This is a genomic window from Flavobacterium sp. (assembly GCF_035299005.1).
GTDB lineage: Bacteria > Bacteroidota > Bacteroidia > Flavobacteriales > Flavobacteriaceae > Flavobacterium.
This window is the reverse complement of sequence record NZ_DATGXL010000005.1, coordinates 43843-60686: the sequence shown is the minus strand read 5'-3', so window position 1 is coordinate 60686 and position 16844 is coordinate 43843. Positions and strand designations below refer to the sequence as shown.

Below are 16844 nucleotides of genomic sequence, written 5' to 3'. Positions count from 1 at the left end.
ATTTAATAAAAAACCCTAACATTATTTTTGTTAGGGTTATTTTTTTATGCTAATTTTTGAATCCCTTGCTTTAAGATTTGCCCAAATTCATACATATCTTCAAATGAACAATAAAAAGGTGCTGGAGCTAATCGTATTACGTTTGGTTCTCGCCAATCTGTAATTACTCCATTTTTCATTAAGTAATCAAATAATTCTCTTCCTTGTCCGTGTAAATAAACAGATAATTGACAAGCTCTTTCTTGAGGATTTGATGGCGTAATTATTTCAAATTCTGCACCATCTAATGCTGCATCAATTTCATGAAGTATAAATTCTAAATACGAAGTCAACATATCTCTTTTTGCGATTAATTTATCCATACCAACTTCAGCAAACATTTCTACTGAAGCCAAATAAGGCGCTAAAGACAATATTGGTAAATTACTTATTTGCCAGCCATCAGCTCCTCGAACTGGGTCAAATTGAGGTTCCATCTTAAAACGACGTTCTTTATTATGTCCCCACCAACCAGCAAATCTTGGCAAATCTGAATCATTATGATGCATTTCGTGCACAAAACAACCAGAAGCGTTTCCAGGCCCAGAGTTCATATATTTGTAACTACACCAAGCAGCAAAATCTACTTTCCAATCGTTTAATTTTAATTTTATATTTCCAGCTGCATGTGCTAAATCCCAACCTACATAAGCACCTTGTTTGTGACCCGCTTCGGTAATAGTTTTCATATCAAATACTTGTCCAGTATAATAATTTACACCTCCAATTAAAACTAATGCTAATTCTTCCCCTATTTCTTCAATTTTTGCTAACACATCATCTAATCTAATATTATGCTCGCCTTCTCTACGCTTAATTTCAACTAGAGCCTCTTTTGGGTCAAATCCTACCGTTTTTGAATGAAAATCTATTTGACTCTGAAACATATATTGATCACTTGGAAATGCTTTTTCTTCACAAATGATTTTAAATTTTTTAAGGGTTGGTCTGTAAAATGAAACCATTAATAAGTGAAGATTTACTGTTAAAGTGTTCATTACAGTAACTTCCGTAGGTTTTGCGCCAACAATGTCACTCAAAGGAACAGCAAAACGTTCGTGATAATCCCACCAAGGCTTATCTGCATAAAAATGTCCTTCTACTGCTAAATTTGCCCAATCAGTCATTACCTCATCTATATAGGATTTTGTTCTTTTTGGTTGTAATCCTAAAGAATTCCCAGTAAAATAAATTACTTGCTTTCCGTTGACCTGTGGAAAAATAAATTCATCTCTATAGTTTCTCAATTCATCTTGAGCATCTAAACTTTGTGCGAAACTGCGTGTGTTTTCAAAAATCATTAGTCTATTGGTTGTTTGATTGGTAAAAGTATGGAAAAGTTACAAAGTGTCAAAACGCTTGTTTTAAATAAAAAAATCTCACCATTACTGATGAGATTTTGTTTATGTGATTTCAATTGATTAGATAATCAACATTGCATCTCCATAAGAATAGAAACGATATTTTTCTTGAATTGCTTCTTTGTATGCCTTCATCATTAAATCATGTCCACAAAAAGCAGAAATCATCATCAATAATGTTGATTTTGGTGTATGAAAATTAGTAACCATTGCATCTGCTAGGCTAAAATCATAAGGTGGATAAATAAATTTATTAGTCCATCCTGTATATGGATTTAAAGTTCTTTGAGATGAAACCGAGCTTTCCATTGCTCTCATTGCAGTGGTTCCAATGCAACACACTTTTTTCTTTTTAGCTTTTGCATTGTTAATAATATCACAAGCTTCTTGAGAAATTTTCATTTCCTCTGAATCCATTTTGTGTTTAGATAAATCTTCTACTTCAACTGGATTGAAAGTTCCTAAACCTACGTGTAAAGTTACTTCTGCAAAATCCACTCCTTTGATTTCTAAACGTTTTAATAAATGTTTAGAAAAGTGTAGCCCAGCTGTAGGTGCAGCTACAGCTCCTTCTTCTTTTGCATAAATAGTTTGGTAACGCTCAGCATCTTCTGGTGTTACTTCGCGGTTAATGTATTTTGGTATTGGAGTTTCACCAAGTTCTACTAATTTTTCTCTAAATTCTTCATACGAACCATCGTATAGAAAACGTAATGTTCTTCCACGAGAAGTTGTGTTATCAATTACTTCAGCTACTAATGAATCGTCGTCTCCAAAATATAATTTGTTTCCGATACGAATTTTTCTCGCAGGGTCTACTAAAACATCCCACAAACGTTGCTCAGCATTTAATTCTCTTAATAAGAAAACTTCGATGCGTGCTCCCGTTTTTTCTTTGTTTCCGTATAAACGCGCTGGAAAAACCTTTGTATTATTTAACACCATTACATCACCATCATCAAAATAGTCTATAATATCTTTAAATAATTTGTGCTCGATTGTACCTGTTTTTCTGTTGACTACCATTAATCGAGATTCGTCACGATTTTCTGTAGGAAACTCAGCTAATAATTCTTCAGGAAGATTGAATTGAAAATGAGATAATTTCATTTAAAAATGTTTAAGTGTTTAAAAGTTTAAGCGTTTAAGAATTCAATTCATAAAACACTAAAATTCAGTCTGCAAATATACGATTATGAAATAGGCGTTGTCAAGTAAAATGTAGTTTATTTTTAAAACTATAAAATTAAAAAAATAAACTACTTCAAAATATTTGCATTACACTATTCTCTTACCAAATAAATCCATCCAGTTTTTTCAATACCATTTGTCAATTTTATGTAATAATAATACGTTGCAGCTGGCAACATATTGTCATTATAATCTTGCCCATACCATTCAGATTCATAATTATCTTTATTGTACACTTCTCTTCCATATCTACTGAAAATTTTTAGATTCTCAACATCATAACCCGACAAATCAAAAGAATCGTTTTTACCATCATCATTTGGTGAAATTCCACTTTGAATTCCACAAGCTGTTCCTTGAATTATTATTGATTCTATTTTACTACAACCATTATTAATCACTTGAGCACTATATTCACCAATTGCTTGAGAAGGAATTTGAATTAGATTTGTGCTACTTGTATAATTATTAGGACCAATCCATTCAATTGTAACATCATTTATGTTAAAACTATCGCTTTGCGGAATAACTTCCAATGTTTTAACATTATCAAGACAATCTTCTTTAAGAATAAAATTTGGCTGATTACTAATTAACACATCAATATTATGAATATCCGACTCGCAGCCATCCTTAGTTACAATTAGACTATAAACTCCTGAATCAAACAAATCTGAATCTTGAATCAATAAATTTTGATTTGTTGAAAAAAATCCATTTGGACCTTCCCATAAATAATTTACATTTTCAATACCAACATCTATTAAAATATCATCTCCAACACAAACTCCAATACTATTTGGAACATTTGTCAATATAGGTTTCTCTTTCAATTCAAGCGTAATTAAAGCATCATCGAATCCGCAATTTGCTGAAGAAACTGTATATAAAAATTGATATGTTCCATATGGTAATAAATTTGCATTCCATAAATTACCAGCTAAAGTATTACTTCCAGATATTTCAGACCAAACTCCATTTGAATCAAAACTACCACTTAAAAAATCATTCAAATCTATTACTTGTTGATTTTCACAAAATGACATACTAGAATCTAATCCTGCTTTTGGGCTTTCAAAAACATTTGAAATAGTTTCTGAAAGTTCAACATTGAAGCAAGAAGAGATGTTGCTTGCGTTAGTGATTTTAACTTTATAAGTTCCATAATCACCCAAATTGTTAAATGGATTAAAACTTAACACATTAGAAGTACTTAAAATATTGGCAGGATTTGAATCTTTCCACCACTCATAGGTTAAAAAAGGGTAATTCGGCACACTCAAACTAGCCTGCTCATTATTACATAATAATGTTGAAGTTATTCCAAAAGGAGCAATTGACGTAATTTCAACCAAACTATTTACAATATTTCCACAAGAATCTTCAACTTGAAAATTATAAATTCCTGGTGACAAACTTGAAAAAGAGCTTAAATTATTATTCTCTATCAAAAAAGGAGCGCCATCCTTAGTCGTTATTCTGTAATTTAATGGTGGGACGCCATCTGCAATTACTATAGCTTCAGAATTACCATTTAGGCAACCAATAGTGTCAACATTTATGATTGTTGGTCCATCTGCAATTTCGAAAGAATGAATAGTTTTTATACAATTAATAGACTGTCCAGTAAAAGAATAAATTTTAGAAACTTTAACTATTCTCATTATTCCGCTAAATTGCAAATTTATATTATTGACATAATTAGAAATAGAAATTCCATTCATCCCAGTCAAAAGTGAACCTTCAACATAATCATATCCGGTTATAGGATGTTCCCATAAATTAAGAGCTGAATTATATTTTTGAATCCAAAATACTTCACTATTATCTGAATTATTTGTATTACTGCTATGCTCAAGATATAAATTAAATGAGCCGCAATATTTTTGCAACTGTACATTAGTTTGAATTTCTTGATATCCAACAATATGTATTGAATCTGTTCTTGTTACTCCACAAAAATTGGTAGACTGAACTACATAATCTCCTTCGGGTAAATTAGATAAATAAATAGAAGTTCCTCCTATTATTGATAAAGGCAAAGGGAATGTTCCTGTATAATTTGATGGTCCACTTAATAATACAGCATTAGATATTAAAACATTAGAATCTACCCTAACAGAGCCATATCCATCATCGCACCCAGGCTTCTGTAATACCACAAATGGAGTTTGTGAATAAGGAGGCACAACAATGGTAAGATTATAAATATTATTACATGTATCAGTAATTTGAAAATTATAGGTTCCAACTGGAAGACCGCTAATAGAAAAAATATTAGTTATAGGGTCGATAAAACTTGATACATTATGTGGTATCGCATATGTATAAGCTGTTGGTGCTGAGGTAATAATCACCGACTGCATGATTGCCCCTTGCAAAAAAACCGTAACTTGACCACACCCATTAGAAGAAGCAAAATATGATGGATTAACTACAGAATCTTGAATTGTAACATTTTTTGATACTGTTCTCCCGCAGGCATCAGTAACTTGGATTGTATATGAACCATTTGGAAATGAATTTCCAATACCTCCATAAACAGTTGTTCCTGATGTAAAAGGTCCTGGATGAATTGTGTTAAAGGTTGTAGGATTAAAACCTACTGGAAAAGCAACAAAATCAATTGTATATGGCGCTACAAAATAATCAAGTGTAAGTGATAATTGCTTGGTCGTACAATCAATTTTCGAAACTAATATTGTAAAGTCAATTTTTTTATTTATCAAGTTATTATTGCTTTGGTAAACATTGCCACAAGCATCTGTTGCCTTGATATCATAATAATAACTCTGATTATGATAGAATGGTATTGTTAAACTAACAGATGAAAAAGTGTTATTTGCTATAACATTTGAAACAAAAGGAGAACCTCCACCTGGGGGATATACAGTATATTCAAATGTTATTGGATAAGCAATTTCATAACCTATTGGGACCCCAAAAAAATTAGTCAAATTTACAGTATTACACGATGGTAATTGTCCTGAAGTCAACCCTGGATCAATTACTAATGAAATTAATGCTTGTACAAGTGTATAAGTTTGCACAACAGCATCTCCACAAACATCAGTCACTTTTATTTCATAAATCCCCACACCTAAATTACTAAAAGAATTAGATGTCTGAGGTGAAGTTGTTACCGGTCCAGATACAATTTCATAACTAGCTGGATTTCCACTAATAATATTTACTGTTATTGCACCATCATTCCCACATTTAACCTTTTGACCCACAAGTGTATAATCTAATGTAGCTATATTATTATTGATTGTCACATTTTGCTGTTGAGACCCAGACAAAGCGCCAAGCGACTGCGTTGCAACAACAAGATAATCACCTGAATTCAAACCTGTTAGGGTACTTGAATTTAAAACCGCAATAGGCGAAACTATATTTGGCAATAAATAAACACTATATGACAATGTTGATCCAGCAGCAGTTCCAGAAACAGCAAATGTTAGACTACCATTCCCTAAACATGTTTCATTTTGAGGAGTAACTTGAAAAGTAAAATTTGAAAGTTGAGAAAAACTTATATTACTTAAAAATATAAATAAAATAATTTGAACTGTTTTATACATTGCTTATAGTTACATTTGTTAGTAGATGTATATTTTCATAAATGGTTGCGTTAAATTTCTTACTTTCTAAAACATTCTATTCCTATTACCTTCAAATCATCCCAAAAATTTGGATATGATTTTGAAACCACTTCAGCATCTTCAATTACTAATGGAACTTTCAGAGCTAATGGCGCAAAAGCCATAGCCATTCGATGATCTTGATAAGTGGAAATCATGACATTTTGATTGAATAAATTTGAAGGTTTCAATGATAAACTTTCATTTGTAACTGTAATATTTGCACCAAGTTTAAATAATTCTGATTTCAATGCTTCTAAACGGTCTGTTTCTTTAATTTTTAAAGTATGTAAACCTGACAGATGACAGCCTACTCCTAAACCGAAACATGTTATCGCAATAGTTTGAGCAATATCTGGGGAATTTTTTAAGTTAAAAATTAAAGGCTTTGTTTTATGGATATTTAGCTTTGAAATAGTAATGGAACTATCATTATTGAAAATTGTTTCAACACCAAAATACTTATAAATTTCGACCAAAATACTATCACCTTGTAAACTATTCTTTTTATAACTTGAAAGTGTTATTTGCGTGTTAACCTCAGACAAAGCAACAATGGAATACCAGTATGAAGCTGAACTCCAATCTGATTCAATTGTTAAAGAGATTGTGCGTTGGATATTGGGTTTTGAATTTACTTTAATTACGTTCTTTTTAAAAGAAGTTTCTACTCCTATTTCATTTAATAAAGTCAATGTCATATTAATATATGGAGCAGATGTAACTTCTCCTTCCATTGTTAATTCTAAACCTTTTTCTAATTTGGGTGCAATTAACAACAAAGCGGAAATATATTGACTACTTACATCAGCAGGGAGCGATACTTTATTTTGAGTTAATTGCATTCCTTTGATTCGAATAGGTGGAAAACCAAAATTTTCTTCATAGCTGATTTTGGCCCCCAATTGATTTAATGCATCAACCAAAATTTTAATTGGTCGTTCTTTCATACGAGACGAACCAGTAAGCAAAATCTCTTTTCCTTCTTGGATAGAAAAATAAGCCGTAAGAAATCGCATAGCAGTACCAGCATGGTGAACATCTATTTCAGAGCAAAGGTCTTTGGACAAAGGATTTTGTGAGTTTTGCAATGCTTTTTGCATAACTTCAGAATCATCTGAATTAGATGTGTTTTCTAAAATTAAATTTGCGTACAAAGCTTTCAACAATAACAACCTATTGGTTTCAGATTTTGACCCAGTAATTTTAACTTTTGCCTTCTGCAGTCTGCCTTCTGCCTTTTCTAAGTGTAAATTCATTATTTAGTAACCATTTTTAATCCAATAATGGATAAAATTAATGTTGTAATAAAAAAAACTCTCCAAAAAGTTGCAGGCTCTTTAAAAACAATGATTCCTACAAGAACACTACCTATTGCCCCAATTCCAGTCCAAACAACGTAGGCTGTTCCGATTGGCAATTCTTTGGTTGCTTTTACTAATAATATCATGCTGATAGAAAGGCATATAAGAAAACCTCCATACCAAAGTAATGAAGTATTTCCTGTTGATTCTTTTGCTTTTCCGAGGCAAGTTGCAAAACCAACTTCAAATAAACCTGCTATTATGAGTAAAATCCAGTTCATTTTTTGTTTAATGTATAATTGTATAGTGTATGCTGTATAATGTAAGTTGTAAAATCAATATACATTATACAATTTTACATCATACAATTACTTTAACTTTTCATTACTATGATGTCTATCGTGATCGCGTTTTGTTTTAAAATCCATTTTTTTATCAAAAGCAGCCTGTAAATCTACACCTGTTTGATTGGCTAAACACAACACAACAAAAACAACATCTGCAAGTTCTTCACCTAAGTCTTTATTTTTATCTGATTCTTTTTCAGATTGTTCACCATATCTGCGGGCAATAATTCGAGCAACTTCTCCTACTTCTTCTGTTAATTGCGCCATATTTGTCAACTCATTAAAATAACGAACACCATGTTCTTTTATCCAATTATCGACTTCTAGTTGTGAATTTTTTAAATCCATATTATTTTTTATCTGTTTTATTTTTATTCAAAAACGGAATTCCAAATACTTGCAGAAATCCCATAAAAACCCCAAAAAAAAGTGCTTGAAAAACAAATCTAAAAGTTTCCATTTTTACTTCCATAAAGTAAATAATTACACTGTAAAGCACTGTGTTTACCAGAGTTAAAATTAAAAATCTTATTGAATTTTGTTTCATATTATTTCTTTATTAGTACAATTTTCTCGTTTTGTTTTAAGACAATTTGATTGAAAAACTCTTTTAAATGTTGATAATATGAACTTTCTATGATTGGAGTATTAATCTCTAAACTGCAAGCAAACTGAATTGTACCCATGTTTTCAGCAACAGTATATTTGAATGACCCCATATTCTCTTCCATAATTAAATTTATAGGTTCAGGCTTTGATTCTAAAACATATCCTTCAGGTATTTTAATGCTAAAGGTATAGGAATCTTTGATTGGAAAATTAAAATCTACTGGATATAATCTGTTTTCAGCTTTAAATGGATTTTCTTTCAACTGGTGGAATAACATTGGTGAAAAATATATTTTAGAACCAATAATATCAACAAGGCTATTACTAGTAAAGCTATACGTTTCAATAATTGGTTTCGTCAAATCGTTTAAATTATCTAATTTATATTCTTCAACTAACGAAAGGTTTTCTATCTTCTCTAGCTCCTCTATATAATTTTCCTGATTTCTATTTCCATTTTCATTTCTAAATAAAAACGCATAATAATCTGTTAATTGCTTTCTTTGCTTGCCTTTTATTGTTCCATCAGATTGTAATTCTGCCAACATCGAAACATTTTCAATAGAATTTTTTTTAGGATATAAATCTACCATTTCAGACGTCCCATCCTTACGAATCATCCTTCCAAACCAATTCATTGCCCGTTCTGGAATAATATTTGGATTTGCATTTTTATTAGTAGCATCTAATAAAATTATTGTCTTATTATCTAATTCAACTCCAGCAATAACATAGTTATAACCATTTCTATTGGGGAAAACAGGAATTCCATTTAACCTTGTACTTACAAGAATAGGATTGGCATTTATGCCTCCATATCTCAACATTGCAATTAAAATTAAATTAATATCTGCAACATTTCCGATATTATTTTTATATGCACTTTTAACACCTCTATCGGTATAATATCCCATATACCCATTCCAATTCATTTTTGTTTTTACAAAATTATATATGACATCTATTTTTTGCTCATCTAAATTAATATTATTTAATAAAGCCTCAATATCCACTTCAAAATAATTTGTTTTATTAAGCTCACCTCCAAACTCTTCAGCATCATATATTGTTTGAACTACATTTTCCCAATTTAATGCGTAATTCTTGTAATCTTGATTTGGATATCTAGTAGCCGCCAATTCGTGACTAATAGAAGATGTATAATTCTTTATATTATTTACATACACTTCGTCATTAAACGAATTAATACTATCTAGTATATATTTAGTCTCTACTTGTTCATAATCTATATTTGTTGTAACAAAATTATTCTTTACTGCTGTCTCATATATACCTTTTCCTTGAACACGTTCAATTTCTCTTAAAGTTATTGTTCTTTTCTTTTTATCAACAGAAATTATTGGGTTCAATCCTCCTCTTATATTTGAGTTAAAAATAAAGTATTCTGGTATTTGAGTAACATATTCCGAATATAAAACTGGTATTTTCTTTTCAAATTCCCAAATTGGAAACGATGATATAAATGGTGACCTAATAACATATTTATATTCTATAATAGTTCCTTCTTTTACATTTGGCATTGTAATTTTTTTTATGCCCCAGTTTTTATTTACCTGTTCCTCAAATTCTCCCTCGCTTTTTAATTTTGTTTTTTCAATTTTATCCCCAACTAAATTATACGTTATAGCATTGGAAAAAGTAATTTGTTCTTTGGTACTATTGTTTTCTATGTAAAATAGCACTTCATAATTTCCGTAAGAATAACCTTCTTTTTTATATATTTTAATTTTGTTCTCAACTTCCGTAATTATTTTGAATCCATCTGTTTGACTATACTCAAAATATGTTTTTCCTTTAGAAAAAAGATATTCAGCAACCGCCGATGTATCCGTAGCACATCGATCTTGTTTAAGCTCATCAAGTGTCACTTTTCCAAGCTTATATTCTTGAGAAAAAACAATATTTACAAAAAATATTATTGTTAAATAAATTATGAATTTAATTTTTTCCATACTATTATAGTTTATTAAATAAAATTTTTGAATTATCATGTTTTACAATTTGTTCAATAAATTGTCTATAATTTTCATATTCTGATTTGTCATAAAACCCTTGTTTTATTATTAAGGTTCTTTTATAATTAATTAAATTATTATTTGTAAGTATCTCAAACTTATATGTTCCAAACTTATTTTCAATTGTAATATTGTCTGGCAAAGCTTCTATTTTATAATCTTCGGGTATGCTAATTTGTATAATATCTATATCCGTATAACCTCGTTGTATTTCAAAAGGCTGTTTTCTGATTCTATATCTTTGAGGAACGTTAGTTTTTCGATTAAAAATATTAACTGGAAGCATAAATGAGTTTCCAACAATGCTTACATAATTCTCAGCATTTATAGTAAGATTTTCCGTAAATTCAATTAGCTTTTTATCATTTTTAAATGAATAAGCATTTATTTTTAAATTATTCAACCAATGAAATCTAGATGATTTATAATGTTTTTCAACATCTTCTTTTGCTTCATCTTCTATACCATATATATCATCATACTGAATTCCTTTAGAAACAATCTTAACGACCCCACTGATTGCGCCATTACTATTTAATTTTACAGAACCCTCGGTAAGTTGGATGTTATCAGATTCGGTGTAAATAGTTGTTTTTATTATTTCACCTCCATCCGGCTTAATCAACAATGCATGTCTATCATCAGTAAAATCCCCTCCAAAACCGAAAGGAATTTTTTGGTTGGTACATTCTAAAAAAATATTTTTATCTCCATTCGGAATCGTTAATATAACATGATTTCCCTGTTTTGAAACAAAGTCTTTTTCAAAGTCTTTTTTCCTTGAATCACCATATATAACTGTATAATATGAATTAACTCCAACATTTTTCAATAAAACTCTTGTATAATTTGAGAGCGCTTTACAATCACCATAACCTAATTTATCAACGTCTAATGGCAACATTGGTTTCCAACCACCAATTCCTAATTGAATACTTACATATCGAGTTCTATTTTGCATAAACTCATAAACAATTTGTGCTTTTTTTAAATCATCCGTCTCATTTGCCACTAATGCTTTTAACTTATTTTTAGTTTCTTCACTTATCTCTTCCGATTCTGAAACTAAATTTTTATACCATAATATTCCAAATTCTTGCCATGATTTAGCACTACCTTCAAATCCTTCTAAATTAAATTTATCTAATCCAAAAACTACATTTGGAAGAATTTTGTCTGCCGATGGAGCATAATCTTCTGGCTTTTCAGCTAAAATATTTTCCGCAGAAAACATAATAGTATTTGAACTTTCACTTTTTTTTATCAGTCTATTTTCAAAGTTTTTTTCTTTATATTTAAAGCCTAAAGAATTAATAAAATTAACCGTTATTGAAGATTTTTCAACACTCTCAAAATAATCGTCTATAGGATACCATGTTGGAATAAATGCTGTATTAATAGTTTCAACTTCGCTTTCAAATGCAATTGTAAAAGGATAACTGGTTGGCGTATAATCTAAGTACAACATTCTTCCATCTGTCAATACAGAAAACCCATCAGCAACACTTTGGTCTCTAAAATCTTTCTTTTTTATCTTTTTAATTTCAGAACCAAAATCATTGTATATAATAGCCTCAATGTTTTTTATTTTTTCTGATTTACTATAATATTCTTTTGCGTCAACATTATTCAACCCTAAACTATTAAGCACAGTAACGACCTTTCTCTTTTTAATAGTTAAAGAGTTTTGTGAATTAACCGAAATCAATATTTCTTGATTTCTAATAATGCTATTGGCATTTTCAGCTAAATCTTTAGGGATTAGCAAACTTGAATATTTAATCTCTTGTGAAAAAATTAAAATAGAATTTAACAGTAAAAATGTTAGGGAAAACTGTTTCATTAGGTTTATTCTTTATTTTTTGTATCGATTATAATTGTTACCGGACCATCATTCACTAAACTCACTTTCATATCGGCTCCGAATTGCCCGGTTTGTATATTTTTACCCAATTCTATTTCCATTTGTTTTACGAAAGATTCATAAAGCGGAATAGCTATTTCGGGTCTTGACGCTTTTATATAAGATGGGCGATTCCCTTTTTTTGTTAGTGCATGTAAAGTGAACTGACTTACAACAACCATATCACCATCAATATCTTTAAGAGATAAATTCATCACATCTTTTTCATCAGCAAATATGCGAAGATTAGCAATTTTTGATGTTAACCAAACAATATCTTCTTGGTTATCTGTATCTTCAATTCCAACTAAAACTAAAAGTCCTTTTTGAATTTGGGCTACAATTTCGTTATTAATGGTAACCGATGATTCTGAAACTCTTTGAATAACTGCTTTCACTTTTTACTTGATTCTTTTTACTTTTTACTTTCTGGTTTCATCACTTGCCTTTCGCTCAGCGTCATAAATATCTGCGCGATATTGCTCTTCATCTCCTTCTAGAATTTGAGTATAACTTTTATACCTCGACCAAGCGATTTCATCATTTTCAAGTGCTTTTTTAACGGCGCAATGTGGCTCATCTTTATGTAAACAATTGTTGAATTTACATCGATCTTTCAGGGCAAAAAATTCTGGAAAATAATCGCCAATTTCTTGCTTTTCCATATCTACAATTCCAAAACCACGAATTCCGGGTGTGTCAATAATTTTAGCACCAAATGATAAATCAAACATTTCCGCAAAAGTTGTAGTATGTTTTCCTTGTGCGTGCGATTCAGAAATTTGTTTGGTTTTTAAATTCAACGAAGGCTCTAATGTGTTTACTAGAGTAGATTTCCCAACTCCAGAATGACCAGAAAACATTGACACTCTATTTTTCATTAACGCTTTTAATTCGTCAATTCCTTTTCCGTCTTTTGCAGAAACCCTTAGGCACTTGTAGCCAATTTCAGTGTAAACGTGTTGTAAATATAATTGTTCGTCTAATGTGGGGTCATCAAACGTATCGATTTTATTAAATACTAAAACAGCTTCTATTCCATAAGCTTCTGCTGTTACTAAAAATCGATCTATAAAACTTGTTGTTGTTGGCGGATTATTAATGGTTACCAATAAAAAAACCACATCAATATTAGACGCAATAATATGCATTTGATGTGATAAATTGACTGATTTTCTAACAATATAATTTTTGCGTTCATGAATGTTTATTATGACTCCTGTAGTTTCATCAGTTGTGTTTTCAATATCATAATCTACAAGATCACCAACAGCAATAGGATTGGTGCTTTTGATACCCTTCATTCTAAATTTACCTTTAATGCGGCACTCCAAAAAATCACCATTTTCTGTTTTAATGGTGTACCAACTTCCGGTAGATTTATATACGATTCCTGTCATTCAAAGTTAAAAGTTAGAAGTTTTCAAATTCTACTTCAATTAATTACAGCAAATATAGTGTTTCATATTAAAAGGTTATAAAAAAACCAAGAAGATAATTTCTTGGTTTTTTAAATTATTATAATGTCATTCTGCCTAACTTATCTTGTGATTTTCTTGAAGCATATATAATAAACTCTTTATTACTCTTTCTATAATAAACTCCTGGCCTTATTACCAATTCATTTTTAATAACTTCTTCAGGATCTTTACGTGTAATATTTCCTTGGTTATCAAATTGAAATAAAGTTGGTACGGCATTATTATAATTCCCTAATGTCTTGATTTCATCCATATCCGTAATCCCTTTATTTTTTTTGTTGTCATTAAAAAGTACATTTAACTGACCATCTGCGTAAATAGGAATAGCACTTAAATATTCTGGGCCCTTACCCATAACTCCTAATTGAAAAGAAATACCGATAGCGACATTAAATCCACCATTTCCACCCATTCCAAACATTGAAACTGAAGCTACTGTAGCTGTTGCATTTTGATCTTTTGCAACTACATTACTCCATTCTAAAGAACCATCCGGTTTCAATGACGTAACAATCATTTCGTTTGTGTAATAAGTAATTGGTGTTAATCCAAATGGCCCTATACCTTGAGTTTGTCCAACATAAATAAATCGCTCTTCTGATAAAATAATTAGCCCTCCATCATTTTTTTCAATAATAGTATGAATTTTATAATACGGCTTTACGTCCTTACCTTTTTTTGCTTTTCTTTCTCCTAATAATTTTACTTTAGTAGCGTAATCAAATTCATTAAATTTTAAATTATCATTAATATTCGAATTAATATCAATAGTTGCATTAAAAATTCCTTTCAACTCTCTATTTGCTTTACCATTTTCTCTGACTGATGAGTAAAAACCAACTAATTGTACTTTATCATTATTTGTTGACATCATTGAACAATTAATAATTTCTTTCCCTTTAAAATTAATATCAATTATTTCTTTTTTGTATCCATTACCTTTTTTGAAAGCAAAAACTTGAAATTTTTCAACTTGTTCTTTCTTTTTACTATCTCTGTAACTTTCATTAATAACTAAAAACGCATCATCTCTATAATTCACATCAAAGTCAGAAATTGTAAATTCAAAATCTTTTTTATTATCATCAAAAGAAACTTTTTCTGTATTAGAAAATAAAGTCGTTAAACTTGAGTCAAATAATTTTAAATCATATTTCATTGCATCCTCTTTACCAAATAATGATGCATGCATTGCTAATAATTTAGTTTCATCAGCTGATGTTTTAAAGTAGAAATCTCCTCTTCTTGATTTTTTTTCAACTTCGGCTTCAAACAAGGAAATCATATTTTTACTTAATTTTCCGTCTTCAGAAAACTCAATACCTACTAACTTGAAGATTTTTTCTTTACTTTGATATACACTTCCAATAATGAAAACTCTACCATTTAACATAATAATTTCTTCAAATTCAATTTCTTTATCCTTTACTTCTGGAAGTTCAATTGGTTTATTACTAACTAATTTCATTTCTTTTGAAGTGAAAATTTTCAAAAAATATCCTTTCCCTTTTAACCCTAATGCATAAATTTTATCATTAGATTCTCCAATTATTTTTACAATTTTTCCTTTCTCATCTGTAATTTCTTCACCGTAAGTTAATTTTAAATTTTCAATATTATATTGCGCTTGAGACAAATTAATCCCTGACAACAATGTAATAATAGCTACAAATAATAATTTTTTCATTAAATAAAAATGTTATAGTTTTAAATTTGATGCAATAATACAACTTAAATTCATAAAAATTTATTTGTTAAAAACATTTATTAAACAAAAAAGACAATCAAATGATTGCCTTTAAAACATTTATGATTTTTACTTATTTATGACTTTCTCTTGGTGCATAATACTTTCTTGGTGAATTGCTTTAAATAATTGCATAACAAATTCGTTACTCAAGCCTTTTTCTTCACCTTCCAAAATCATTTTACCTAGGATTTCATTCCAACGTTGATTCTGCAAGATGGCAACGTTTTTCTCTTTCTTTAACAAACCTATTTTATCGGCAGCTTTCATACGATTTCCCAAAATCTCTAACAATTTGCCATCAAATTCATCAATTTGCATACGGAGTTTAGCCATTTTTTGGTTGTATTCGCTTTCATCATCTGTAATTTTTCGCACTTTTAGATCTAAAAACATTTGCTTTAAAACCATTGGCGTTACCTGCTGTGCTGCATCACTCCACGCGTTGTCTGGGTCAATATGTGTTTCAATAATTAATCCATCATAATTCAAATCTAAGGCTTGTTGTGAAACTTCTTGAATCATATCTCGCTTTCCTGTAATATGTGAAGGATCACAAATCAGAGGTAAATCAGGAAAACGGTTTTGTAAATCAATCGCAATTTGCCATTCTGGATTATTACGGTATTTTGTTTTTTCATAGGTAGAAAATCCTCTGTGAATTACACCTAATTTCTTAATATTCGCATTGTATAAGCGTTCTAAACCTCCAATCCATAAAGATAAATCAGGATTTACAGGATTTTTCAGTAATACAATTTTATCTGTCCCATGTAAAGCATCTGCAATTTCTTGAACTGCAAATGGGTTTACAGTGGTTCTAGCTCCAATCCACAATACATCAATATCGTGTGCTAATGCTAATTTTACATGGGCTGCCGTTGCCACTTCGATTGCCATTAACAAACCTGTTTCTGCTTTGGCTTTCTGCAACCACTTCAATCCAATTTCTCCTACTCCTTCAAATCCGCCTGGACGTGTGCGAGGCTTCCAAATTCCTGCACGGAAAATCGAAACGTCCGAATTTTTCAATTCGTGTGCTATTTTTAAAACTTGTTCTTCGGTTTCAGCACTACAAGGTCCAGCAATAACTATTGGGTGATTCAACTGAAAATCATCTAACCAAGTGCGTAATTCTTTTTTATTTTCCATAACCATTATTTCACTGTAAAATTACTATTT

Annotated in this window: 12 protein-coding genes; all 12 read right to left on the bottom strand. The window is 30.2% G+C overall.

The window, feature by feature from the left end:
• Positions 1-44: 44 nt before the first annotated feature.
• Positions 45-1340, bottom strand: coding sequence for a kynureninase (gene kynU, locus VK164_RS03040; protein WP_324207933.1), 1296 nt, complete (start codon positions 1338-1340; stop codon positions 45-47).
• Between the two features lie 120 nt (positions 1341-1460).
• Positions 1461-2510, bottom strand: coding sequence for a tRNA preQ1(34) S-adenosylmethionine ribosyltransferase-isomerase QueA (queA, locus tag VK164_RS03035; protein ID WP_288980683.1), 1050 nt, complete (start codon positions 2508-2510; stop codon positions 1461-1463).
• Between the two features lie 173 nt (positions 2511-2683).
• Entirely contained in the window at positions 2684-6175 is a 3492-nt protein-coding gene (locus tag VK164_RS03030) for a gliding motility-associated C-terminal domain-containing protein (protein WP_324207932.1), read from the bottom strand.
• Positions 6176-6234: 59 nt separating this feature from the next.
• Entirely contained in the window at positions 6235-7494 is a 1260-nt protein-coding gene (aroA, locus tag VK164_RS03025) for a 3-phosphoshikimate 1-carboxyvinyltransferase (protein WP_324207931.1), read from the bottom strand.
• Positions 7494-7820, bottom strand: a complete 327-nt coding sequence (locus tag VK164_RS03020; RefSeq protein ID WP_324207930.1) for a multidrug efflux SMR transporter — start codon at positions 7818-7820, stop codon at positions 7494-7496. The genes aroA and VK164_RS03020 overlap by 1 nt, the downstream gene beginning before the upstream one ends.
• A gap of 87 nt (positions 7821-7907) precedes the next feature.
• Positions 7908-8234, bottom strand: a complete 327-nt coding sequence (locus VK164_RS03015) for a nucleotide pyrophosphohydrolase (protein WP_324207929.1) — start codon at positions 8232-8234, stop codon at positions 7908-7910.
• Positions 8235-8434: 200 nt separating this feature from the next.
• A complete protein-coding gene (locus tag VK164_RS03010) occupies positions 8435-10468 on the bottom strand; it encodes a DUF3857 domain-containing protein (protein ID WP_324207928.1) in 2034 nt (677 codons plus the stop codon).
• 4 nt (positions 10469-10472) lie between these two features.
• Positions 10473-12374, bottom strand: coding sequence for a DUF3857 domain-containing protein (locus VK164_RS03005; RefSeq protein ID WP_324207927.1), 1902 nt, complete (start codon positions 12372-12374; stop codon positions 10473-10475).
• Positions 12375-12379: 5 nt separating this feature from the next.
• Positions 12380-12832 (bottom strand): D-aminoacyl-tRNA deacylase, encoded by a 453-nt coding sequence (gene dtd, locus VK164_RS03000; RefSeq protein ID WP_324207926.1) that lies wholly within the window; start codon positions 12830-12832, stop codon positions 12380-12382.
• 24 nt (positions 12833-12856) lie between these two features.
• Positions 12857-13834, bottom strand: a complete 978-nt coding sequence (gene rsgA, locus VK164_RS02995; protein WP_324207925.1) for a ribosome small subunit-dependent GTPase A — start codon at positions 13832-13834, stop codon at positions 12857-12859.
• A 118-nt stretch (positions 13835-13952) separates the two neighbouring features.
• Positions 13953-15602, bottom strand: a complete 1650-nt coding sequence (locus VK164_RS02990; RefSeq protein ID WP_324207924.1) for a hypothetical protein — start codon at positions 15600-15602, stop codon at positions 13953-13955.
• 129 nt (positions 15603-15731) lie between these two features.
• Positions 15732-16814 carry a bifunctional 3-deoxy-7-phosphoheptulonate synthase/chorismate mutase type II gene (locus VK164_RS02985; protein ID WP_324207923.1) on the bottom strand — a complete coding sequence of 361 codons (1083 nt, stop codon included), beginning with the start codon at positions 16812-16814 and terminating at the stop codon, positions 15732-15734.
• Between the last annotated feature and the right edge of the window lie 30 nt (positions 16815-16844).